We start from the raw sequence: 22,031 nt of genomic DNA, 5'->3' as shown, positions 1-22,031 counted from the left end.
CAGGAGAGAAGACGCCCGAGCCATTGGGCTCGGGCGGCGGCGATCAGCCGAGATGAAGCAGCATGGTTTCCGGCGCTTCCAGGTAGCCCTTCCAGGCGTTGCAGAAGCGCGCAATGGTACCGCCATCGATGACCCGGTGGTCACCGGCCCAGGTCACGGTCATGATCGCCCGCTTGGCCAGCTCGCCTTGCGCATCGAAGCGCGGCAGCCACTGGCTCTTGCCGATGGCGACAATGGCCAGCTCAGGGGCGTTGATGATGGGCGCCGCGTAGGTGCCGCCGAAGGCGCCGATATTGGAGATGCTGATGGTGCCCCCTTGAGATCCTCCTGGGCCACCCGACCTTCGCGGGCGGCGCCGGTGAGGCGCTGGATCTCGCGTGCCACCTCCAGCACGCTACGCCGCTCCACGTGCTTGACGTTGGGCACGATCAGCCCGCTCTGGCTGTCCACTGCCATGCCGACGTTCACTGAGGGCAGATAGTGGATCTCGGTGACCTCGGCATTCAAACGGGCATTGAGAATCGGCTCTTCGCGCACCGCCAGGGCCAGCGCCTTCATGAAGAAGGGCATCAGGGTAAGGCGCACCTGCTGCGCCTCGGCCAGCGGCTTCAAGCGCTCGCGCAAGGCCAGCAGTTCGGTGACGTCGATCTCCTCGCCGTACTGGAAGTGCGGGATAGTAGTGGCCGACTCGACCATGCGCCTGGCCATCACCGCACGTACACCGCGAATCGGCTCGACCCGCACCTCGCCCTCCGCGGCCTGAGGCACCGGGGCCGGCTTGGCCGGCGATGCTGCGGACGTGGACGTCGCCGCCTCCTGAGTGGGGCTCGCCTCCCCGTGCTCGAGATGTCGCAGCACGTCCTCCTTGAGCACGCGGCCATCCTTGCCCGAGCCGGCCACGGCGTCCAGACTCAGGCCGTGCTCGCGCACCAGGCGCCGCACCGCCGGGCTTGCGGGAGTGCGCCCGTAGGCCCCCCGTCCGCCGCCCTCGCCTCCAACGGCGGCGCAGGGAGCAATACTGGCGGAACTTTCAGCGCTGGCCACCGACCCCGAGCTCGCCGGGGCGGGTTCGCTTTCGCCGGCCAGGTCCGGCACATAGGCAAACAGCGGCGCATGCACCTTGGCAATCTCGCCCTTGGCCACATGCAGCTTGCTCACCACGCCGGCTTCCGGCGCGGTGATCTCGACCAGCGCCTTGTCGGTCATCACGTCGACCAGCGGCTGGTCTTCGGCGATGGCCTCCCCTTCGGCAACACGCCACTCGACGACTTCACACTCGACGATGCCTTCGCCGATATCGGGCAGAATGAAATCCTTTGTCTTGGCGGATGACGCGGGGGCCGTTGACGCCTGGGCGGCAGGCGGGCCTCGGCGGCAGGGCTGACGGCTTCCTCTTCCACCCGGGGGCGCGGCGGTGCGTCTGGCGTCGCAGGCTCCTCCCCCACTGCCTCGTAGGCAAACAGCGGGGCGTGCACCTTGGCGATATCGCCTTTCGCCACATAAAGCCGGGTGACACGGCCCGCCTCGGGGGCGGTGATCTCGACCAGCGCCTTGTCGGTCATTACCTCGACCACCGGCTGGTCCTCAGCGATCTCCTCGCCTTCGCTCACACGCCACTCGACCACCTCACACTCCACGATACCTTCGCCGATATCGGGCAGCTTGAAATCGCTCATCGTTCTCTCCTGTCCTGATATCGGGCGTCAGTACGCCACGGATGCCTTGATCGCCTCGAAGATCTTCAGGTGGTCGGGCAGGTACTCCTTTTCCAGCGTCAGCGGGAAAGGCGTATCCAGCCCCGTCACCCGTTCGATAGGCGATTCCAGGTACAGGAAACAGCGCTCCTGGACGGTAGCGGCGATCTCGGCGGCGAAGCCACCGGTACGCGGCGCCTCGTGGGTGATCACCAGCCGTCCGGTCTTCAGCACCGACTCGACCACGGTGTCTTCGTCCCACGGCATGATGGTGCGCAGGTCAATGACTTCACAGGAAATGCCGTCCTTCTCGGCCAGTTCCACGGCGCGGTCGATCACTTCCATCTGGGCGCCCCAGCCCAGCACGGTGACGTCGCTGCCCTCCTTGGTCACCTCGGCTTCGCCGATGGGCAGCTGGTAGTCCTCCTCGGGCACTTCGCCTACCGCGGCACGGTAGAGGCGCTTGGGCTCGAAGAAGATGACCGGATCAGGGTCGCGAATGGCCGAGAGCAGCAGCCCCTTGGCCTGGTAGGGGTTGCGCGGCACGAGGATCTTCAGCCCCGGCGTGTGTGCGAAGTAGGCCTCCGGCGACTGGGAATGGTAGAGACCGCCGGAAATCCCGCCGCCATAGGGCGTACGGATGGTCAGGCCACCGACGTTGAACAGGTCACCGGAGCGAAAGCGGAACTTGGCCGACTCGTTGACGATCTGGTCGAAGGCCGGAAAGATGTAATCGGCAAACTGAATCTCGGCCACCGGCACCGAGCCCTGGGCGGCGAGGCCGTTGGCGAAGCCGATGATGCCCTGCTCCACCAGCGGCGTGTTGAAGCAGCGAGCCTTGCCGTATTTTTCCTGCAGATGACTGGTGGCGCGGAACACCCCACCGAAGATTCCCACATCCTCGCCGAAGCAGAGTACCTTGTCGTCCTCGGCCATGGCGATGTCCAGCGCGTTGTTGATCGCCTGCAGCATGTTCATCTTGGGCATCTCAGGCTCTCCCCTGGTCGTCGCCAGCGGTGGCATCTGGCTGGGTGTCGCGCACATCCGGGTCGAGGGATCGCGCGCCTTTCGGGTAGGCATCCGGATACTTGCGGATATGGCGCTTGAGGCCATCGAGCTGGCGCTGCAGCGCCGGCGTCACGTCGGCATAGACGTCTGTCACCAGCGACTCCAGTGGCGGCGGTGGCCGCTTCTCGGCACGCTTCATGGTGTCGAGCACCTCGCGGCGCAGGGTCTCCTGCAGGTTCTTCTCCTCCTCTTCGCTCCACCAGCCCTGGTCCAGCAGCCACGCCCTCATGCGTGAAATGGGGTCCTTCTCGCGCCAGGCCTCCTCCTCCTTGCGGGAACGATAGCCGGACGGGTCGTCCGACGAGGAGTGAGCCGCCAGCCGATAGGTCATCGCCTCGATCAACACCGGTTCGTTGCGCTCCACCGCAATGCGGCGCGCCTCCTCGGTGGCACGATAGACCGCCAGGACGTCGTTGCCGTCGACACGGATCGCATGCATGCGATAACCGAAGGCCCGCGGTGCGATGCCGTCGGCAGCGAACTGCTCGCTTGCGGGTGTGGAGATGGCGTAGCCGTTGTTGCGACAGAAGAAGATCACCGGCACCTTGTGCACCGACGCCATGTTCAGCGCGGCGTGGAAGTCGCCCTCGGAGGCGGCCCTTCTCCGAAGAAGGTAATGGTGCAGTGCCCTTCGCCGGCCAGCTTCTGGCCATAGGCATAGCCTGCCGCCTGGGGGATCTGGGTGGCCAGCGGGGACGAGATGGTCATGTAGTGCAGCTTACGCGACCCATAGTGGATCGGCATCTGGCGACCCTTGCCGTAATCGAGCTCGTTGCCGAACAGCTGGTTCATGAACTCGTCGTAGCTGAAGCCACGGTAGACTAGCGCGCCCTGCTCTCGGTACTGCGCCATGATCATGTCGGCATCTTCCAGCGCTGCGGTGGCACCGATCACGGCGGCCTCTTCACCGGTGCACTGCATGTAGAACGACAGCCGGCCCTGGCGCTGCGCGGCCATCATGCGCTCGTCGAGCACCCGGGTGGCCAGCATGGCACGGTAGATCCGGAGCGCCGTTTCCTCATCGAGGTCGGGCGCATCGGCCTCCTCGTGCAGGGTTCCATCCTGCCTGAGCAGCCGGAACGTGGGGATATGCAGTTCATCGCCAACCATGAAGCGTGGCGTGTGGATGTCGTGTGTTGTTGTCATCATCCTGGTCCTTGGGTGGTGGCAGGAGGAAAACCGCCCCTTTTGAGGGCAGTGTCGACGCAAATGGCGTGGGCTGCCAGAGGTCGTTCCCAGCAGTCCGCCAACGCTGGAAAGGTTGACGTTAACGTAAGATGCGACCAAACGCATCCCCTTTGACATTGGAAATTCTGCCTATTCGGCAGAAAGGCGGGAAATCTTGTGGCTTTTGTAAACAAACTCCCTGTGCCGGGCGGCGCTCAACGCCGCGGCGTGACGAGTCGCTCGAACACGCTATCGACGGTGAGAGCGAGCAGGCCGATGAGCAGGGCACCCTGAACGATATAGGCCGTATTGTTGTTGACAATGCCGGCAATGATCGGATCGCCCAAGTTGCTGGCACCCACCGTGGCGCCAAGCGCGGCGGTGGCGATATTAATGGTGACCGAGGTGCGAATGCCGGCCAGGATCACCGGAGCGGCCAACGGCAGCTCTACCTGCAGCAGCCGCTGCCGCCGGGTCATGCCCATGCCGCGCGCCGCTTCATGCACCGACTGGCTCACCCCGCCAATACCGACCAGGGTATTTCGCACGATGGGCAGCAGCCCATACAGCACCAGCGCGACAATGATGGGAACGGTACCGAAGCCCAGCGCCGGCACGGCCAGGGCCAGTACCGCCACGGGAGGAAACGTCTGGCCGATGGAAGCGAGCTGCGACACCAGCGGCAGGAAGTCGCGACCCGCCGGGCGCGTAACGGCTACCGCAGCACCTACTCCCAGCAGGATCGACAGCAGCGACGAGAAAGCCACCACCAGGACATGCTGCCCCAGCAACGCAGCGAAGCTGGCGCGAGGATAGATTACGGCCCGACTGTGGGGCTCGATGAAACGAAACAGCGCTTCGAACTGTGCCATGCCGAAGGTGAGCACCAGCAGTGCCAGCAGCCACCCCAGCGGCACCGCCCAGCGCTGCAGGCCCTGGCTCAGTACGACGCGCGGCGTCTCGGTGACCTTGGCGCTCATCCCGGCTTGGCTCCGAGCAGCCGACGCAGCGACAGCTCGCCGATTGGCAGGTCGTCACGGTCGACCACGGTCAGCCGGTCGACGCGGTGCCACAGCATGACCGACAGCGCCTGGCTGAGCGGCGCCTCCAGGTCGATGCGCTCGCTGGCGAGCAGCCGTGGCCCCAGCGGCAGCATGCGATCCTTGACCCTCAGCAGCGCCGCTTCCTTCAGGCCGCGATCCTGGCCCCCAGCAGCGACTCCACGAAAGGGCTGGTCGGTTCACGCAGCAGCTCGATGGGAGCCCCTGCTGCACGATCCGCCCGGCATCCATCACCACCAGTTGGTCGGCCAGCGCCAGGGCTTCATCCATATCATGGGTGACAAAGACGATGGTCTTGCGCAGCCGCGCCTGGAGCGTCAGCATTTCATGCTGCAGGGTGCGCCGAGTGATCGGGTCCAGCGCCCCGAAGGGCTCATCCATCAGCAGAATGTCGGGATCCGCCGCCAACGCCCTGGCCACGCCGACGCGCTGGGCCTGACCGCCCGACAGCTGGTGCGGGTACTTGTCGGCAAAGGTTTCCACCGGCAGCCCAAGCAGCTGCATTAATTCCTCGACGCGCTCCCTGACCCGCTGGCGCTGCCACTTGAGCAGCCGCGGCACGACGCCGATATTGCGTGCCACTGTCCAGTGAGGGAAAAGCCCCGTGCTCTGGATCACGTAGCCGATGCGGCGGCGTAGCAGCGCCTCCTCAAACTCGCCTACCGGCTGGCCATCCAAGCGAATCTCACCTTCATCATGCGCAATCAGCCGGTTGATCATGCGCAGGGTGGTGGATTTGCCGCAGCCCGACGTGCCCACCAGCACGCACAGCTGCCCTGGTTTGATGCTCAACGTGACAGCATTGACCGCCGTGGTGTCGCCGAAGCGCTTGGTGACCCCTGAAAGTTCGATCATCCAGCCCCTCCTGGGCGCAGGTAGTCGGTCAAGGCGCCCAGCAGGGCGTCCGCCAGCAGGGCCAGCACGACGATCGGCAACGCCCCGAGGAGCACCATGTCCATGGCCGCCTGCCCCAGTCCCTGAAAGATGAAAGTACCGAGCCCCCGCGCCGATCAGCGCCGCCACCGCCGTCAGGCCGATGGCCTGCACCGTGGTGATGCGCACGCCCTCCAGCACCACCGGCAGCGCCAGCGGCAGGCGCACCTGCCAGAACACCTGGCGCTGGCTCATGCCCATGCCGCAGGCGGACTCGATGACGGCAGGCTCTACGCCTTCCAGGGCCACAAAAGGTTGCGCACCATGGGCAGCAGGCTGTAACCGAGCAAGGCGAGAAAGGCCGGCGCCCAGCCGATACCGCCCACCCCAAGCGCACCCAGCCAGTCGACCCGGGCGCCAAGCCAGGCCAGCGGCGCTAGCAACAGGCCGAACAGCGCCAGGCTGGGAATGGTCTGCACGACGTTGAGCACTGCAAATACCGCCTTGCGGGCGCCGGCATGGCGGCGCATGAGCATGACCAGCAGCGCAGCCAGCAGCAGGCTTGCGCCGACCGCCGCACCCACCAACCGGAGATGCATGCTTAGCGCCGCCATGAACTGCTCGCTGCGCGCCTGGTACTCGCGATTCAGCGCCAGCGGCTCAAGCCATAGGGACAGCGCCAGCCACCAGGCCAGCACCACGGGAAGCAGCAGCAGCCAGCCTTGTGGCCGCGACAGCCCGAGGCGGGTGCGCAGCTCGATCATGGCCAGCAACAGCAGAAAATTCAGCAGCCAGAACGAAGTGCCGATACCGATACGCGCCTGGGGCAGGTCAGGGCTCACCAGCGTGGAGGCCGCCGCCGACAGCCAGAACGGCAGCAGCAGCAGCACAGCCATCACGGCGGCCAGCGCCAGCCAGAGGCTCCGGCGGTCGGGCCGCCAGGCCAGAACCACCACGGCCAGCAGCGGCAAGGCCAGCAGCAGCGCCGGCCAGCCGCCCATGACAGTCAGCGCCGCCTGGGGGATACCGGGCACGATCCGGTTGGCGGCCACCGTGACCGCATCGAGCGAGAGCCACGCCAGCAACGCCATCAGCGCAAGGCTCACCAGCACCCAGTTGGGTGCCTGCCTGCCTTCAATCACGCCTCACTCCCGCAGCTCGGCCAGGTACTCCTCGGCCACCTGGCGCGGGTCGCGCCCTTCCACCGCTACCTGGCCATTCAGCGCCTGCAGGGTCTCCAGGTCCAGGGATTCGAACAGTGGTCTGAGCAGCTCGGCAATCTCGGGATGAGCCTCGAGCACCTCCTGGCGCACCACGGGCGCCGGCTGGTAGACCGGCTGCACGCCACGCGTATCCTCCAGCACCACCAGGTCCAGCGCATGGAGGCCGCCGTCGGTGCCGTAGGTCATCGCCGCGTTGACGCCGCTGGTCTGCTGGGCGGCGGCGCGCATGGTGGCGGCCGTATTGCCCCCGAAAGCACCAGCAGCTGATCCCCGCTCAGCTCGAAGCCATAGGCCTGCTGGAAGGCAGGCAGCGCCTGTGGCGAATCGACGAACTCGGCGCTGGCGGCAAACTTGAACTCACCGCCTTCGGCGAGATAGCGGGCGAGGTCATCAAGGCTCTCGAGCCCATGCTCACGCGCCAGGTCGCCGCGCACGCTCATGGCCCAGGTATTATTGGCCTGTGCTGGCGTCAGCCAGGCCAAGTCATTCTCGGCATCCCGTTCACGAACCGTCTCGTAGGCGCGCGCGGCGTCGTGCCAGACGTCGCTGTCGGTCATGTCGAAGAAGAAGGCGCCATTGCCGGTGTACTCCGGATAGAGATCGATCTCGCCGCTCAGCAGCGCCTGGCGAACGATATTGGTGGCACCCAGCTGCAGCCTGTCTTCGGTTTGGATTCCGCCCTGCTGCAGCCGCTGGATGATCAGCTGGCCCAAGACCGCCCCTTCGGTATCGATCTTCGAGGCCACCGTCACGCTATCGTTGGCCTGCGTGCCACTGACCAGCAGCATGGAGCCCGCCGCAAAGGCAGCCAGGCCGGACAAGACGCGTCTCATGTCATCACCCTCCCTTGTGAATGTCACTAGAGTATAAGGCGTGTACAGTTTGACTGTCAGACCCGATCTCAACGCGGAGTCCCCATGTCCGACGACGCTGCCCGCCTGCTCAGCCTTTGCCATCATCCGCTGGTACGCGACCTGGCGTGGATCGTGCTGACACCCGACCTCATCACCACCGCCTGGCCGGGGCGCCCCGACAGGAAACCCTGGGCCTGGCGGCGCCCGCTCGGCTGCGCGACTTCCTCGCATCACAAGAAGCCAACCCGCAGGCGCTGGAGCGTCGCGTCGGCGATACCGCTTCCGGTCGCATGGGACATTATCACGAGCGCCTCTGGCAGCACCTGCTCGATACCGCACCGGGCACTCGCCTCTTGGCCAGCAACCTGCGTGTCCACCAGGGCAAGCGCACCCTGGGCGAGCTCGACCTGCTCTACCGCCGCCGCGACGATCCTGGCCTGGTGCACCTCGAAGTGGCCATCAAGTTCTATCTGGGCCTGCCGGAAGGCCCCGGCACGGCATCGGACCCATCACGCTGGATCGGCCCCGGCGGCGCCGATAGCCTGGCCACCAAGCGCGAACACCTGGTCCGCCACCAGCTGCGCCTGACCGGCCAACCCGAGGCTCGCACGACCATCCAGCAGCTCATTCATCCCCGCGACCTCGGCCCGCCTGAACCAGCCCCCATTCGCACCCAGATGGCCATGCCGGGCGTGCTGTTCTACCCCTGGCTTGGTGACTTGCCTTCGCCTCGTGAGGCGAGCCCCGACCATCTGCGCGGCCAGTGGCTGCACTGGCCGGCCTGGCGCACCCTGCGCGATGGGCTACCCGCCCAGACGCGCGCGGCCTGGCTGGCCAAGCCTCACTGGCTGGCCTTGCCGCGCAATGAGGCTTTTCTTCCCCTGCGTGACATCGAGGCACGCCTGGCAGAGCACTTCTACGTTCCGCCTCACCGGTCCAGATCGCCCTGCTCGGCCACGCCAGCCATGGCGCAGGCCACCGCAGGCTGTTCGTGGTGGATGCCAGCTGGCCATTGCAGGTGCCGCTGCCTCCTCGTCCGCTGGCCTGACTCGAGACCGCTGGCTTGCGCCAAAACCACTGCGCCCGGCCGAAGCCGGGCGCAACAGGCGGTCACTGACCGTCCCTGCCCCTTCCCTTCACTGGCGCGAGGCTTCGTAGATCCAGCTCGTGCCTTCACGGGAATCCTTGAGCACGATGCCGAGGGCGACCAATTCATCGCGAATGGCATCGGCGGTAGCGAAGTCGCGCGCCTGCTTGGCCTCGGCCCGCCGTGCGATTCTGGCTTCGATCTCGGCCTCCGGCAGCGGCAGGGCCACCTGGTTGCCCTGAAGGAAAGCCGCCGGCTCCTGCTGCAACAGCCCCAGCACACCGCCCAGTCGACGCAGCTCAGCGGCAAGGGCAGGCGCCTGGTCAGGCGCTTCCTTCCTTGACCGGTTCAGCTCGCGGGTCAGGTCGAACAGCACCGAAAGTGCCTCGGGCGTATTGAAATCATCGTCCATCACGCTGACGAAGCGCTCAGCGAAGCGGCTGTCTACCTCTCCGCCATCGATAACTACGCCCTCTAGCGCAGTATAGAGACGCTCCAACGACTTGCGCGCCTCGGCGAGGGATTCGGGGGCATAGTTGATCGGGCTGCGATAGTGGCTGGCCACCAGCAGAAAGCGCACCACCTCGGGGTCGTGACGCTCGAGGACTTCACGAATGGTAAAGAAATTGCCCAGCGACTTGGACATCTTCTCCTGATTCACCCGCACCGCACCGGCATGCATCCAGGTATTGACGAACGGCTTGCTGTTCGCGGCCTCGCTCTGGGCGATCTCGTTCTCGTGATGGGGGAAGGTCAGGTCCGGGCCGCCCCCATGGATATCGAAGGTCTCGCCCAGGCAACACTTGGACATGGCCGAGCATTCGATGTGCCAGCCGGGACGCCCGTCGCCCCAGGGCGAGGGCCAGCTCGCCTCCCCCGGCTTAGCCGCCTTCCACAGCACGAAGTCGAGCGGGTCTTCCTTGTGCTCATCGACCTCGACGCGAGCACCGGCACGCATTTCGTCGAGGTTCCGGTTGTTGAGCTTGCCGTAGCCCTCGAACTTGCGCACCCGATAGTAGACGTCGCCGTTGGCGGCGGCATAGGCATAGCCCTTGTCGATCAAGGTCTCGACCATGGCGATGATCTCGCCGACATGCCCGGTCGCCCGGGGCTCGTGGCTAGGGCGCTCGACGAACAGACGCGCCTCGTCCTCGTGCATGGCGGCGATCATGCGCTGGGTCAGCGAGGCAATGCTCTCGCCGTTCTCGTCGGCACGCCGCAGGATCTTGTCGTCGATGTCGGTGATGTTGCGCACGTAGGTGACGTCGTAGCCGCGCCAGCGCAGGTAGCGGGTCACCACGTCGAAGGCCACCATCACCCGGGCGTGGCCCAGGTGGCAGTAGTCATAGACGGTCATGCCGCAGACGTACATGCGCACCTTTCCCGGCTCGATCGGTGCGAAGGGCTCCTTACGGCGCGTCAGCGTGTTGTAGATCTGCATGTCAGCCCTTCTTCTGGCCATCGTTTTTCTGGCCATCGCTCTTCTGAATCTTGGCCCAGCTGTCCTTCAGTCCAACGGTGCGATTGAACACCAGCTTGCCGTCGCGGCAGGCATGTCGGTCGGCGCAGAAATAGCCCATACGCTCGAACTGGAAGCGCGACTCCGGCGCGACTCCGGCCAGGCTCGGCTCGCCCATCGCCTGGCAGACCTCAAGCGACTCGGGGTTGAGGTGCTCGAGGAAATCGGCGTCCTTGTCCTTGTCAGGCTGCTCGACCAGAAATAGGTTGTCGTAGAGGCGAACCTCCACCGGCACCGCATGGGTCGCGCTGACCCAGTGGATCACGCCCTTGACCTTGCGCCCCTCAGGGTTCTTGCCCAAGGTGTCGAAATCCACCGAGCAGCGCAGCTCGGCGATCTCCCCGGCCTCATCCTTGACCACCTCATCGCAGCGAATCACGTAGCTGTTGCGCAGCCGCACCTCCTGGCCCGGCGCCAGGCGGAAGAACTTCTTGGGCGGCGCCTCCATGAAGTCGTCGCTGTCGATGTAGATCTCCCGAGTGAAGGGGATGCGGCGAATGCCCATGTCTTCGCGAGCCGGATGGCCAGGCACCTCATAGACCTCCTCGTGGTCTTCCGGCACGTTGGTCAGCACCACCTTGAGCGGCTTCAGCACGCACATGGCACGCGGCGCGTTGTCCTCCAGATCCGCCCGAATGGCATGGTAGAGCATGGCGATATCGACCAGGCCACCGTCGGCACGAGTCACACCGATCATTTCGCAGAACTTGCGGATCGACGCAGGGGTATAGCCGCGCCGGCGCATGCCGGACAGGGTCGGCATGCGGGGGTCATCCCAGCCGTCAACGATGCCCTCATCGACCAGCAGCTTGAGCTTGCGCTTGGAGGTGAGGGTGTAATTCATGTTCAGGCGCGCAAATTCGATCTGGCGCGGGCGCGCCGGCACCGGGAGGTTGGCGAGGAACCACTCGTAGAGCGGGCGATGGTCCTCGAACTCCAGGGTGCAGATGGAATGGGTCACGCCTTCGATAGCGTCCGACTGGCCGTGGGCAAAGTCATAAGAGGGATAGATCTTCCAGGCATCGCCGGTCTGGTGATGGCGCGCATGGCGGATACGGTAAAGGATCGGATCACGCAGGTTGATGTTGGGCGAAGCCATGTCGATCTTGGCCCTCAGCACCTTCTCACCTTCGTTGAATTCACCGGCGCGCATACGCTCGAGCAGATCGAGGTTCTCGTCCACGCTGCGCTCGCGCCAGGGGCTCGGGCGCCCTGGCTCGGTCAGGGTGCCACGGTATTCCCGGATCTCGTCCGGCGACAGGTCATCGACGTACGCATTGCCCTCGCGAATGAGGTGCTGGGCCCAGGCATAGAGCTGCTCGAAGTAATCCGAGGCGTAGCGCACCGTGCCGGCCCACTCGAAGCCGAGCCAGCTGACATCTTCCTTGATCGCATCGATATAGGCCTGCTCTTCCTTGGCCGGGTTGGTGTCGTCGAAGCGCAGGTGACAATCTCCACCGAACTGCTCGGCCAGACCGAAATTCAGACAGATCGACTTGGCGTGACCCACGTGCAGGAAGCCGTTGGGCTCCGGCGGAAAACGGGTCACGATCCTGTCGGCACGGCCGGCCTCGATCTCCTCGCGAATCTGGTTACGAATGAAATTTGGCGCGCTGGCGGTTTCGGTGGTCATAAGGATGCGGCAAACCTCTGGTTGGATTGCATACTGCAGGATGGCAAGGCCGGGGGCGCCACTGGCTAAGGGGGCGCCAACCCGACGCGCTTCGCGCATCGATGCAAAACGGCTATTATAGCGTCACGCCCATGCACGGCGCCAAGGCGTGCTCTCGTACAGGAAAAGATGGATGATTATTCTGCAGACCAACTTCGGCGACATCAAAGTCGCGCTGAATCACGACAAGGCTCCTAAGACTGCGGCCAATTTCGAGCAGTATGTTCGTGACGGTCATTATGATGGCACGCTGTTCCACCGCGTCATCGATGGCTTCATGATCCAGGGCGGCGGTTTCGACCAGGAATTCAACCAGAAGCCGACGCGTGAGCCGGTAGAGAACGAGGCTGACAACGGCCTGAAGAACCTGGCCGGCACCCTCGCCATGGCCCGGACGCAGGACCCTCACTCCGCCACAGCTCAGTTCTTCATCAACGTGGCGGACAACGACTTCCTCAACCACAGTGGCAAGAGCATCCAGGGCTGGGGCTACTGCGTGTTCGGCGAAGTGGTAGAAGGCCAGGAAGTGGTCGAGAAGATCAAGGGCGTTGCTACCACCCGCCGCGGCATGCATGCCGATGTACCGGCCGAGGACGTGGTCATCCAGCGCGCCTATGTCGAAGAAGAAGAAGCTGCGGAATAAACGGCATTCCCCGACCGAGGCCGCCGGGCTCCGCCCGGCGGCTGAACTTACAAGCGCCATGGAGACTCGTCAATGAGCAGGACGCTGCTGATTTCCGACCTGCACCTGCACCCCGGCGCCCCCGCAGTGACCGAAGGCTTCCTGCGCTGGCTGGACGAACGCGCACAGGGTGCCGACGCGCTCTATATCCTGGGCGACTTCTTCGAAGCCTGGATCGGCGACGACCTGCTCGACCACGCGGACCAGGACCCTACCGGCAATGCCGAACTGGCCCTAACCGTTGCCCGTGCCCTTCGTTCGCTTGCCGATGGCGGCACGGCCATTTATCTCATGCATGGCAACCGCGACTTTCTGCTAGGCTCACGCTTTGCCAGCGCCATAGGCGCCAAGCTGCTGTCAGACCCCGCGGTGCTGAATCTCGGCGGAGCCCCGGTGCTGCTGATGCATGGCGACAGCCTTTGCACCCGCGACAAGGCCTACATGGCATTTCGCGAGCAGGCACGTCATCCTGACTGGCAGGCGCAAGTTCTTTCCATGCCGCTGGCCGACCGGCAAATGCTTGCGGCCGCACTGCGCCAGCAGTCGGGCGAGGCCACTTCGAACAAGGCCGAATCCATTATGGACGTTACGCCGGAAGAGGTGCTGAGCGTGATGCGCGACTACGGTGTGAGGACCCTGATCCACGGCCACACGCATCGCCCGGCCCAGCACGATTTCGAACTCGACGGCGAGCCCGCACAGCGCATCGTGCTTGGCGATTGGCAAGCCGACCAGGGGTGGGAAGTGCTGGTGGAAGGCAATGGCAGACCGGAGCTGCGCTGCTTTTCGCTCTAACGGCGCCACCATAACAAGCCTACTGTTCCGTGCCCGACATCTCGCCCCGGTGCCTGTCGGGCTCAAGGCTGCTCTATCACACACTGCTGCAGAGCTTCAGCAAGCCAATGCGCATCCGGAATGGTGCCGTCTTCGCCGATTACCTCCAGACGAGAGTCCTGGCGCCAGGCACTGGGCTCGAGGCAGGCGGCGCCTCCTCCGCGGTTATAGCGCACCCAGCTGCTATCCGTATGCAGCACACCCTTGATGCGAAGCCCCGCGGGCAATGAGCCGAGTAGCAGCGTCAGTCGGTCGAGATCGAACACCTCGTAAGGCGACCAGCGCCAGCCAAGCGTGGTGTAGCCCAGCGCAGCTCCCTGCTCGAAGGTCGGTGAGCCTGGCTGCGGCATGGCTGGCGCCCAATCTTCCAACATGACCACTTTCGACGCCTGCGCGCGCAGCTGACGATGAGCCGTATTCTCATGGCCTACTCTCGCTTGCCACGCCGGTTCGGCATGCGGCTGAAGCAACAAGGCAATGGGAAAGGCGCCATGGGTCACCTCTATCACCCAACGACGCAGCGGCCAGTGATCTCGCGCCAGGGCATGGGCGGCATCGAGCTGCTCCGCCGTGGCTAGGTCCGCCTTGGCGATCACCACGCCGTCTGCCATCTCCAACTGGTCACGAAAGGTAGGATGCTCGTTCACACGCGCCTCGCCCAGGCGTGTCGGATCTAATACGGTGATCACGTCGTGCAGCTCCAGCACCTCACGAAATGCTTCACCACGAAGGAGTTCAAGCACACCCGCAGGATGACCCAGGCCCGAAGGCTCGATGATCAAGCGGTCGGGGCGATGCCGGTGCAACAGGTTGACGAGCGTAGCTTGAAGCACAAAGGCCAGTTGGCAGCAAAGGCAGCCTCCGGGCAGACCCTCGACAACGACATCATCGCGCTCATCGAAAAGCGCTTGATCGATCCCCACCTGGCCGAATTCATTGACCAGAATGGCCCAGCGCTCGGCTGCCGGCTTTTGTGCGAGCATGCCTTGAATCACCGTGCTCTTGCCGGCACCCAGAAATCCCGTAATGAGGTGCACAGGAATGGCAGTGAGCGGTGCCTTATTCATACGTCCAACCCTTTCCAAATAATGTTACACAATACCATTAAAGGCAGAGCCGCGCTGTGCTTCAGTAGCGAGCGCGAAGACGAGGCATGACTAGTGAGGTGTACTAAGAGAACCCAAGTGAAGGTAACGGTATAAATTCTCATCAAAGAAAAGCGAGGCGCCGCCTGACGCCCCCTACCATCCCACTCATCCCTTAGCGGTGAATATCAGCCGTTTCACGCAGATGCTGCTGCAGGGCCTGCACCGCCGACTGAGCGCGCAACTGCTCGGCCATGCGAGCCACAAATTCCTCGACCTGCGGGTCGGATTCACCTTCCTGAACCTGGTCCAGAGCAATCAGCACTACGCGGCCGTTCTCGCTCACGTGCCCGAAAACCGGCTGGCCCGCCTGCGGCTGCGGCAGGCGGAAGGCCGCCTGAAGCACCGGCCGCGGGACATCACTCTGCTGGCGCGTGGCACCACTGACCTGCTGCCAGGTCAAATCCAGTGATTCACCAGCGCGCAGCTGCTCGACACGTTCACGTGCCACTTCCAGCAGGGCTTCGTGCTGCTTGCGCCGCGTCACTTCGGCCAGCACGCGGTCGCGCACCTCGTCGAGCGGCTGCACCATGGCTTCACGATGCTCGGCCACACGCAGGACCATGCGACGATCTTCATCCAGCTCGATTACCTCGCTGTTGAAACCCTCGCGAAGGACGTCTTCACTAAACGCTTCACTCATCACGCCTGGCTCGGACAGCACACCCTGGCCGCCCTCACGCGACACCCAGTCACTTTCGCGCAAGGACAAGCCAAGGCTGTCTGCCACACTCTGCAGGTCGTCGGCGGCAAAGCTCTCGTCGATCAAGGCTTGAACGCGCTGATGGAAGGCCGATGTAACTTCGCCAAGGGCGAGATCGCGCTGTAGCTCATCGCGCATCTCCTCGAGCGGTGGCTGATCGAGATCGGTAACCTGGATCAGGTGCAGACCGCCACTGCTCTCGACGATGCCGGATACCTGACCAGGCCTCAGTGAAAAGGCAGCTTCGTCGAAGGCATCCCCGAAGAAGCCACGACTGATCACACCAAGATCCCCGCCCTGCTCGGCAGTGGATGGATCTTCGGAGTACTCCAGCGCCAGGTCGGCAAAGGCGTCGCCCTGCGCCAGGCGCTGGCGAACTTCTTCCAGACGAGCGGCTGCCTGTTCACGATCACGCTCGGCACCAAACCCCACCATGATGTGCGATACACGCCGGTCGGCATCCTGGCCACGCGCCTCCCAGGCCTGGCGGATCGCCTCGTCGCTCACGTCGACCTGCGCCGCCATTTCCTGGCGATCGATGATCACATACTCAAGGCGGACCTGCTCGGGGCGCCGGTAGCGTTCGGCATTGGCGTCGTAATAGCGCTGCAGGTCCTCTTCGCTCACGTCCACCGCCAAGGGCAGGTCGTCGGCATGGAGCACATGGTAGCGGAAGCTGCGGGACTGCCCCTGCAGGTTGGCCAGGGTTTCACGCTCACCGGGTAGGGTAAACTCACTGAAGGCCAGCCCCTGCTGCAGCTGCTGTCGCTTGAGATCGACACGCAGCGCTGCTCGGAATGAAGCAGGCGAATAGCCTGCACTGGCAAGGCGGTTTCGGAACAGGTCCGCGTCGAAACGGCCATTCTGGTTGTGGAACTCAGGCAGGGTCACGATCACCTGGTCGAGCTGCTCATCGGAAAGATGCAGGCCACCATCGCTGGCAAAAGAGGCGAGCAGGCGCTCACCAATCATCTCGTCCAGTATCTGTCCGCGCAGCGCACGCTCCTGTTCAGGCGGCACCTGCCCGGAACGGATGGCACGCTGCACTTCCATCTCGAGTTCCTGACGGGTGATGGACTGCCCATTCACCTTGGCGACCTCATCCCCACCGCCACCAAACAGCCCAACCAGGGACTCGACGCCAAACAGGGCCATGGTCACCACGACGGCGCCCACGATGATCTTTGCACCCCAGCTTCTGGAGCGGTCACGTATACTTTGCAGCATGCAGGCCTCTGCTGATGATGGTTGGGTGGCAGACGCGCGACATTATAATGGGGCAGGCACCTTCAGGGCCATGGCCAGCGGGACGCGACGCGACTTACCGACACATCAAAAAGAAACGCATCGCCAAAGCGATGCGCCCTGTATAACCGTTGTCGAATCCGGCCCCATGCCAGGCAGCCTTCGTGCAACGTCATTCGCTCAGTTGACAGAGTCCTTGAGCGCCTTGCCGGCCTTGAAGGTGGGCACCTTGGCGGCGCTGATCTGGATCGGCTCGCCGGTCTGCGGGTTACGCCCGGTGCGTGCAGCACGCTCCTTGACGGAGAAGGTACCAAACCCCACCAGAGAGACGGTGTCACCTTTCTTGAGGCTTTCGGTGACGGTGTCCACCATGGCATCAAGTGCACGTGACGCAGCCGCCTTCGGAATATCAGCAGTCGCGGCAATGGCTTCGATCAGCTCGGATTTGTTCACACTTCACCCCTTGACTATTTCAGGAAATGGCTCTAATCGGCATACCTTTTGCCCGGCAACACGATCACAGCATGGCTGCAATTTATAGCAATGCTGCAAAAGATGTGTCAAGCAACTTGCGGCGCCAAACCGCGCCATGCCAGGGTTTTCACCCTGGCATGATGCGAAAAATACCTTTAATGCGTGCTGATCATCGAGGTAGTAGCTGCGGTTTCATCGGCTCGAGACTCATCTCCACCTGTCACCGGCCTTTTGGCCAATGCCGCTTCGAGCACCTCGTCAATCCATCGCACAGGACGAATATCCAGAGCACCCTTGATATTGTCCGGCACCTCCTTGAGATCCCGGCGATTCTCCTCTGGAATTAGCACGACCTTTATACCACCGCGCCGTGCGGCCAGCAATTTCTCCTTCAAGCCTCCTATCGGCATGACCTCGCCACGTAGATTGACCTCACCGGTCATGGCCAGGTCGCAGCGCACAGGGCGTCCGGTATAGGCCGATACCATCGCCGTCACCATAGCGATGCCTGCACTGGGTCCATCCTTCGGCGTCGCGCCCTCGGGAACATGGATATGCAGATCCTCTTTCTCGAACCGCTCCGGGTCGATCCCCAGCGACTCGGCGCGCGCCCTTACCACGGTATGGGCAGCGCTCACGGACTCTTTCATGACATCGCCCAGCGAGCCCGTCTTGTTGATGCGCCCTTTGCCAGGAGTGACCACCGACTCGATGTTGAGCAACTCCCCACCCACCGAGGTCCAGGCCAACCCTGTGACACGCCCAACCTGATCTTCCTTGTCGGCCAGGCCATAGCTGTAGCGACGCACACCAGCATAGGCCTCGATGTCGTCAGCCGCCAGTTGAGCAGGCGCCTGAGCACCCTTGCCTTCCTGCTCCAACCGCTCGCGCAGCACCTTGCGGCACACCTTGGCGATCTGGCGTTCCAGCTCACGCACACCCGCTTCCCGGGTGTAGTAGCGAATCAGCTCCAGCAGCGCCTCTTCTTCGAAATCGAGTTCGCCAGCTTCAAAGCCGTTCGCAGCCAGCTGCTTGGGCACCAGGTAGCGACGCGCAATCGCGAGCTTCTCGTCCTCGGTGTACCCGGGTAGACGGATGATCTCCATGCGGTCAAGCAACGGCCCCGGGATGTTCATCGAATTGGCCGTGCAGATGAACATGACCTCCGACAGGTCGTAATCCAGCTCGAGGTAGTGGTCGTTGAACTTGTCGTTCTGCTCGGGATCCAGCACCTCCAGCAATGCCGACGCTGGGTCACCGCGATGGTCCATGCCCAGCTTGTCGATTTCATCGAGCAAGAACAGCGGGTTCTTGACCCCGGCCTTGCTCATGCGCTGAATCAGCTTGCCCGGCAGTGAGCCGATATAGGTGCGGCGATGACCACGGACCTCTGACTCATCACGCACCCCACCCAAGGCCAGGCGCACATATTTGCGATTCGTGGCGCGCGCTATCGACTGACCGAGCGAGGTCTTGCCGACGCCAGGGGCCCGACCAGGCAGAGTACCGGCCCCTTGAGCTTCTTGACGCGCTTCTGGACCGCCAAGTACTCAAGGATCCGCTCCTTGACCTCATCGAGACCGTAATGGTCCTCGTCCAATACCTTATGCGCATGAATCAGGTCGTGCTTGACGCGGGTACGTTTTTTCCAGGGCACCGAGACCAGCCAGTCGAGGTAGGAGCGCACCACCGTGGCTTCCGCTGAGTTCGGCGACATCATCTTGAGCTTACTCAGCTCCTGGGTGGCCTTGTCGCGGGCTTCCTTGGGCATACCCGAGGCTTCGATGGCCTTTTCGTACTTCTCCGCCTCGTTGGGCACATTCTCCAGCTCACCCATTTCCTTCTGGATGGCCTTCATCTGCTCGTTCAGGTAATACTCGCGCTGGGACTTCTCCATCTGATCCTTGACCCGCGAGCGAATGCGCTTCTCGACCTGCAGCAAGTCGATTTCCGATTCGATCAGGGCCATCAGATGCTCGACTCGATCGCGAACCCGGTCCATTTCCAGCAGCTGCTGCTTGTCGTGGATCTTCAGTGACAGATGGGCGCAGACGGTATCGACGAGACGGCTCGGATCCTCGATGCCGGATAGCGAATTGAGAACCTCGTTGGGCACCTTCTTGGAGAGCTTGACGTACTGCTCGAACTGATTGAGCAGGACGCGTACCAGCGCCTCCTGCTCCCGCTCGCTCAACGGCTCGCTATCTCGCAGAACCGAGATTGCCAGGCTGTAGCCGTCGTCCGTATGGCGAACTTCACGCAGGTCGGCTCGGGATACCCCTTCGATCAATACCTTGACCGTACCATCAGGCAGCTTGAGCAGCTGCATGATCTCCGCCACGGTGCCGATCGTAAAGAGGTCGTCTGCATCGGGATCGTCATGCCCGGCCTCGCGCTGGGCGACCAGCAGTACACGCTTGTCTGCCGCCATAGCGGCATCGAGCGCCTGAATCGACTTCTCCCGGCCGACGAACAGCGGTATGACCATCTGCGGATACACGACCACGTCGCGCAGCGGCAGGAGGGGCAGACTCAAGGTCTGTTCAGCGTTCTGCAACATCGCAGACGTACCTCAACGAATCGAAATGGTTACGGAAGGGAATGGGGGCGAAGGCGCCTGAATGCAAGGATGACACTGCCAGACATGGCGCGGGCCGCCAGGCGGCCCCTCAGCATTGGCTTTCCATGGCATTGCCTGGGCTCAGCCGTCAGTCCCGTCGACGCGCTGCTCCTGCTGCGAGTAGATCAGCAGCGGTTCGCTTTCGCCGGCAATCACCGACGCATCGATCACGACCTTGGTCACCCCTTCCATGGAAGGAATTTCGTACATGGTATCAAGCAAGACGGATTCCAGGATGGAGCGAAGGCCACGAGCACCCGTCTTGCGCGTCATTGCCTTGGCGGCCACCGCACGCAGCGCGTCCTCACGGAATTCAAGCTCGACGCCCTCCATCTCGAACAGCTTGGCATACTGCTTGACCAGCGAATTCTTGGGCTCCGTCAGGATCTGGATCAGCGCGTCCTCGTTGAGCTCGGTCAGGGTCGCAATGACCGGCAGCCGCCCCACGAATTCCGGGATCAAGCCGAACTTGACCAGGTCTTCAGGTTCGACCTCGGCCAACAGGTCGCCCACGCCCTTGGTCTCATCCTTGCTCTTCACCACAGCGCTGAAGCCGATGCCCCCTTTCTCTGCGCGATCGCGAATGACCTTGTCGAGCCCGGCAAAGGCACCACCCACGATGAACAGGATGTTGCTGGTATCGACCTGCACGAACTCCTGCTGCGGGTGCTTGCGCCCACCTTGGGGAGGCACGGAGGCCGTGGTCCCCTCGATCAGCTTGAGCAGCGCCTGCTGCACGCCTTCACCAGAGACATCTCGTGTGATCGACGGATTGTCCGACTTGCGTGAGATCTTGTCGATCTCGTCGATGTAGACGATGCCGCGCTGGGCCTTCTCGACATCGTAATCGCACTTCTGCAGCAGCTTCTGGATGATGTTCTCAACATCCTCACCCACATAGCCCGCTTCGGTCAGCGTAGTGGCATCGGCGATGGTGAAAGGTACGTTGAGCAGGCGCGCCATGGTTTCTGCCAGCAGCGTCTTGCCACTGCCGGTCGGCCCGATCAGCAGGATGTTCGACTTGCCCAACTCGACGTCGTCGCCCTTCACCCCTGCCCGAAGACGCTTGTAGTGGTTGTAGACCGCCACCGACAGCACCGTCTTGGCTCGGTCTTGGCCAATCACATAGTCATCCAGGGTGCGACGGATCTCACGCGGAACCGGCAGGCGCTCCTCATCGCTCTCGGCGTCGGCATCGAGAACTTCCTCACGAATGATGTCGTTGCAAAGATCGACACATTCGTCGCAGATATAGACGGACGGGCCTGCTATCAGCTTCCTGACTTCGTTCTGGTTCTTGCCACAGAACGAGCAATAAAGCAGCTTGCCGCCTTCGCCCTTGCCTTTGCCGTCGGCCATTCGCGTACCTCTGTCGCTTTGGCGGCCAGGGACCGCCAATGAATCACTTTAAGTAGGGGCGTACTGGATCACGCTATCAGGATACAGGACGCTTATCCAGTACGGCGTCGATCAGACCGTACTCGACCGCCTGGCTGCCGTTCATGAAATTGTCGCGATCGGTATCGCGGGCAATGGTCTCGATATCCTGCCCGGTGTGGTGCGCCAGAATACGATTGAGCTTGTCACGGATACCCAGAATCTCGCGGGTGTGGATCTCGATGTCCGAGGCTTGCCCCTGGTAGCCGCCCAGCGGCTGATGGATCATCATGCGTGAATTGGGCAGGCAGTAGCGCTTGCCCGCTGCGCCACCCGCCAGCAGCAGCGCACCCATGCTGGCAGCCTGACCGATACAAACGGTGGACACGTCGGGCTTGATGAACTGCATGGTGTCGTAGATCGACATCCCCGCCGTGACGGAGCCGCCCGGTGAATTGATGTAAAGGTGGATGTCCTTGTCCGGATTCTCGGACTCGAGAAACAGCAGCTGAGCCACCAGCAGGTTGGCCATGTGGTCTTCCACCGGCCCCACCATGAAGATCACCCGCTCCTTCAGCAGACGGGAGTAGATATCATAGGCCCGCTCTCCGCGCGCGCTCTGCTCCACTACCATCGGCACCAGGCCGCCGGCGTTTTGTGTCTCGAACTCGTTGCTCATCAATGTGATGTCCTTGCATCCGATGAATGGAAGCGGGTGACGCTCCGCCGCGCC

Annotated in this window: 13 protein-coding genes and 7 pseudogenes; 3 read left to right on the top strand and 17 right to left on the bottom strand. The window is 63.3% G+C overall.

Features of this window, described 5'->3' with window-relative positions; all coding sequences use genetic code 11:
- Positions 1–43 precede the first annotated feature (43 nt).
- The 9 genes and pseudogenes from ACUDAL_RS07195 to osmF form a co-directional block, all read right to left on the bottom strand.
- Positions 44–1,308, bottom strand: a pseudogene (locus ACUDAL_RS07195) (2-oxo acid dehydrogenase subunit E2).
- The gene (locus ACUDAL_RS07190; RefSeq protein ID WP_444677653.1) at positions 1,206–1,676 is read right to left on the bottom strand and encodes a biotin/lipoyl-containing protein; all 471 of its coding nucleotides are present in this window, start codon (positions 1,674–1,676) and stop codon (positions 1,206–1,208) included. The pseudogene ACUDAL_RS07195 and the gene ACUDAL_RS07190 overlap by 103 nt, the downstream one beginning before the upstream one ends.
- 27 nt (positions 1,677–1,703) lie before the next feature.
- Positions 1,704–2,681 carry an alpha-ketoacid dehydrogenase subunit beta gene (locus tag ACUDAL_RS07185; RefSeq protein WP_444677652.1) on the bottom strand — a complete coding sequence of 326 codons (978 nt, stop codon included), beginning with the start codon at positions 2,679–2,681 and terminating at the stop codon, positions 1,704–1,706.
- Between the two features lies 1 nt (position 2,682).
- Positions 2,683–3,908: pseudogene (locus ACUDAL_RS07180) on the bottom strand (thiamine pyrophosphate-dependent dehydrogenase E1 component subunit alpha).
- A 236-nt stretch (positions 3,909–4,144) separates the two neighbouring features.
- Positions 4,145–4,909: an ABC transporter permease gene (locus ACUDAL_RS07175; protein ID WP_444677651.1), complete on the bottom strand. Its 765-nt coding sequence runs from the start codon at positions 4,907–4,909 to the stop codon at positions 4,145–4,147.
- A pseudogene (locus tag ACUDAL_RS07170) lies at positions 4,906–5,845 on the bottom strand (ABC transporter ATP-binding protein). Before ACUDAL_RS07170 ends, ACUDAL_RS07175 begins: the two are co-directional and overlap by 4 nt.
- A 204-nt stretch (positions 5,846–6,049) precedes the next feature.
- Positions 6,050–6,118 (bottom strand): annotated as a pseudogene (locus ACUDAL_RS07165) (hypothetical protein); the annotation flags it as partial.
- Between the two features lie 35 nt (positions 6,119–6,153).
- Positions 6,154–7,005 (bottom strand): ABC transporter permease, encoded by an 852-nt coding sequence (locus tag ACUDAL_RS07160; RefSeq protein ID WP_444677650.1) that lies wholly within the window; start codon positions 7,003–7,005, stop codon positions 6,154–6,156.
- A gap of 3 nt (positions 7,006–7,008) precedes the next feature.
- Positions 7,009–7,919: pseudogene (osmF, locus tag ACUDAL_RS07155) on the bottom strand (glycine betaine ABC transporter substrate-binding protein OsmF).
- A 146-nt stretch (positions 7,920–8,065) separates the two neighbouring features.
- On the opposite strand from osmF, the pseudogene ACUDAL_RS07150 reads away from it, so the two are divergent.
- Positions 8,066–8,791: pseudogene (locus ACUDAL_RS07150) on the top strand (DUF1853 family protein); the annotation flags it as partial.
- 285 nt (positions 8,792–9,076) lie between these two features.
- Here ACUDAL_RS07150 and cysS read toward each other — a convergent pair.
- On the bottom strand, positions 9,077–10,468 hold the full coding sequence (cysS, locus tag ACUDAL_RS07145; RefSeq protein ID WP_444677649.1) for a cysteine--tRNA ligase: 1,392 nt from the start codon (positions 10,466–10,468) through the stop codon (positions 9,077–9,079).
- Position 10,469: 1 nt separating this feature from the next.
- On the bottom strand, positions 10,470–12,179 hold the full coding sequence (locus ACUDAL_RS07140; protein WP_444677648.1) for a glutamine--tRNA ligase/YqeY domain fusion protein: 1,710 nt from the start codon (positions 12,177–12,179) through the stop codon (positions 10,470–10,472).
- A 172-nt stretch (positions 12,180–12,351) separates the two neighbouring features.
- On the opposite strand from ACUDAL_RS07140, the gene ACUDAL_RS07135 reads away from it, so the two are divergent.
- Complete coding sequence (locus ACUDAL_RS07135; RefSeq protein WP_444677647.1) at positions 12,352–12,861, top strand: peptidylprolyl isomerase; 510 nt, start codon at positions 12,352–12,354, stop codon at positions 12,859–12,861.
- A 72-nt stretch (positions 12,862–12,933) separates the two neighbouring features.
- Complete coding sequence (locus tag ACUDAL_RS07130) at positions 12,934–13,695, top strand: UDP-2,3-diacylglucosamine diphosphatase (protein WP_444677646.1); 762 nt, start codon at positions 12,934–12,936, stop codon at positions 13,693–13,695.
- 62 nt (positions 13,696–13,757) lie between these two features.
- On the opposite strand, the gene ACUDAL_RS07125 is transcribed toward ACUDAL_RS07130, so the two are convergent.
- The 6 genes and pseudogenes from ACUDAL_RS07125 to clpP all read right to left on the bottom strand — a co-directional run bounded on the left by ACUDAL_RS07125 (position 13,758) and on the right by clpP (position 21,977).
- Positions 13,758–14,801, bottom strand: a complete 1,044-nt coding sequence (locus tag ACUDAL_RS07125; protein ID WP_444677645.1) for a CobW family GTP-binding protein — start codon at positions 14,799–14,801, stop codon at positions 13,758–13,760.
- A 193-nt stretch (positions 14,802–14,994) separates the two neighbouring features.
- A complete protein-coding gene (locus ACUDAL_RS07120; protein WP_444677644.1) occupies positions 14,995–16,809 on the bottom strand; it encodes a SurA N-terminal domain-containing protein in 1,815 nt (604 codons plus the stop codon).
- 198 nt (positions 16,810–17,007) lie between these two features.
- Positions 17,008–17,280, bottom strand: coding sequence for an HU family DNA-binding protein (locus tag ACUDAL_RS07115; RefSeq protein ID WP_444677643.1), 273 nt, complete (start codon positions 17,278–17,280; stop codon positions 17,008–17,010).
- Positions 17,281–17,456: 176 nt separating this feature from the next.
- Positions 17,457–19,861, bottom strand: a pseudogene (gene lon, locus ACUDAL_RS07110) (endopeptidase La).
- 141 nt (positions 19,862–20,002) lie between these two features.
- Complete coding sequence (gene clpX / locus ACUDAL_RS07105; RefSeq protein ID WP_444677642.1) at positions 20,003–21,280, bottom strand: ATP-dependent Clp protease ATP-binding subunit ClpX; 1,278 nt, start codon at positions 21,278–21,280, stop codon at positions 20,003–20,005.
- A gap of 76 nt (positions 21,281–21,356) precedes the next feature.
- On the bottom strand, positions 21,357–21,977 hold the full coding sequence (gene clpP, locus ACUDAL_RS07100; RefSeq protein WP_444677641.1) for an ATP-dependent Clp endopeptidase proteolytic subunit ClpP: 621 nt from the start codon (positions 21,975–21,977) through the stop codon (positions 21,357–21,359).
- Positions 21,978–22,031: the final 54 nt, after the last annotated feature.

The sequence above is a fragment of the Halomonas sp. E19 genome (assembly GCF_052439355.1).
In the GTDB taxonomy this organism is placed as follows: Bacteria; Pseudomonadota; Gammaproteobacteria; order Pseudomonadales; family Halomonadaceae; genus Halomonas.
This window is presented reverse-complemented; position numbering and strand designations above follow the sequence as displayed.

Bases quoted from the DNA above. Each gene is read 5' to 3' on its own strand.
- ACUDAL_RS07190 (WP_444677653.1), bottom strand. From the start codon at position 1,676: ATGAGCGATTTCAAGCTGCCCGATATCGGCGAAGGTATCGTGGAGTGT.
- ACUDAL_RS07185 (WP_444677652.1), bottom strand. From the start codon at position 2,681: ATGCCCAAGATGAACATGCTGCAGGCGATCAACAACGCGCTGGACATC.
- ACUDAL_RS07175 (WP_444677651.1), bottom strand. From the start codon at position 4,909: ATGAGCGCCAAGGTCACCGAGACGCCGCGCGTCGTACTGAGCCAGGGC.
- cysS (WP_444677649.1), bottom strand. From the start codon at position 10,468: ATGCAGATCTACAACACGCTGACGCGCCGTAAGGAGCCCTTCGCACCG.
- ACUDAL_RS07140 (WP_444677648.1), bottom strand. From the start codon at position 12,179: ATGACCACCGAAACCGCCAGCGCGCCAAATTTCATTCGTAACCAGATT.
- ACUDAL_RS07135 (WP_444677647.1), top strand. From the start codon at position 12,352: ATGATTATTCTGCAGACCAACTTCGGCGACATCAAAGTCGCGCTGAAT.
- ACUDAL_RS07130 (WP_444677646.1), top strand. From the start codon at position 12,934: ATGAGCAGGACGCTGCTGATTTCCGACCTGCACCTGCACCCCGGCGCC.
- ACUDAL_RS07125 (WP_444677645.1), bottom strand. From the start codon at position 14,801: ATGAATAAGGCACCGCTCACTGCCATTCCTGTGCACCTCATTACGGGA.
- ACUDAL_RS07120 (WP_444677644.1), bottom strand. From the start codon at position 16,809: ATGCTGCAAAGTATACGTGACCGCTCCAGAAGCTGGGGTGCAAAGATC.
- clpX (WP_444677642.1), bottom strand. From the start codon at position 21,280: ATGGCCGACGGCAAAGGCAAGGGCGAAGGCGGCAAGCTGCTTTATTGC.
- clpP (WP_444677641.1), bottom strand. From the start codon at position 21,977: ATGAGCAACGAGTTCGAGACACAAAACGCCGGCGGCCTGGTGCCGATG.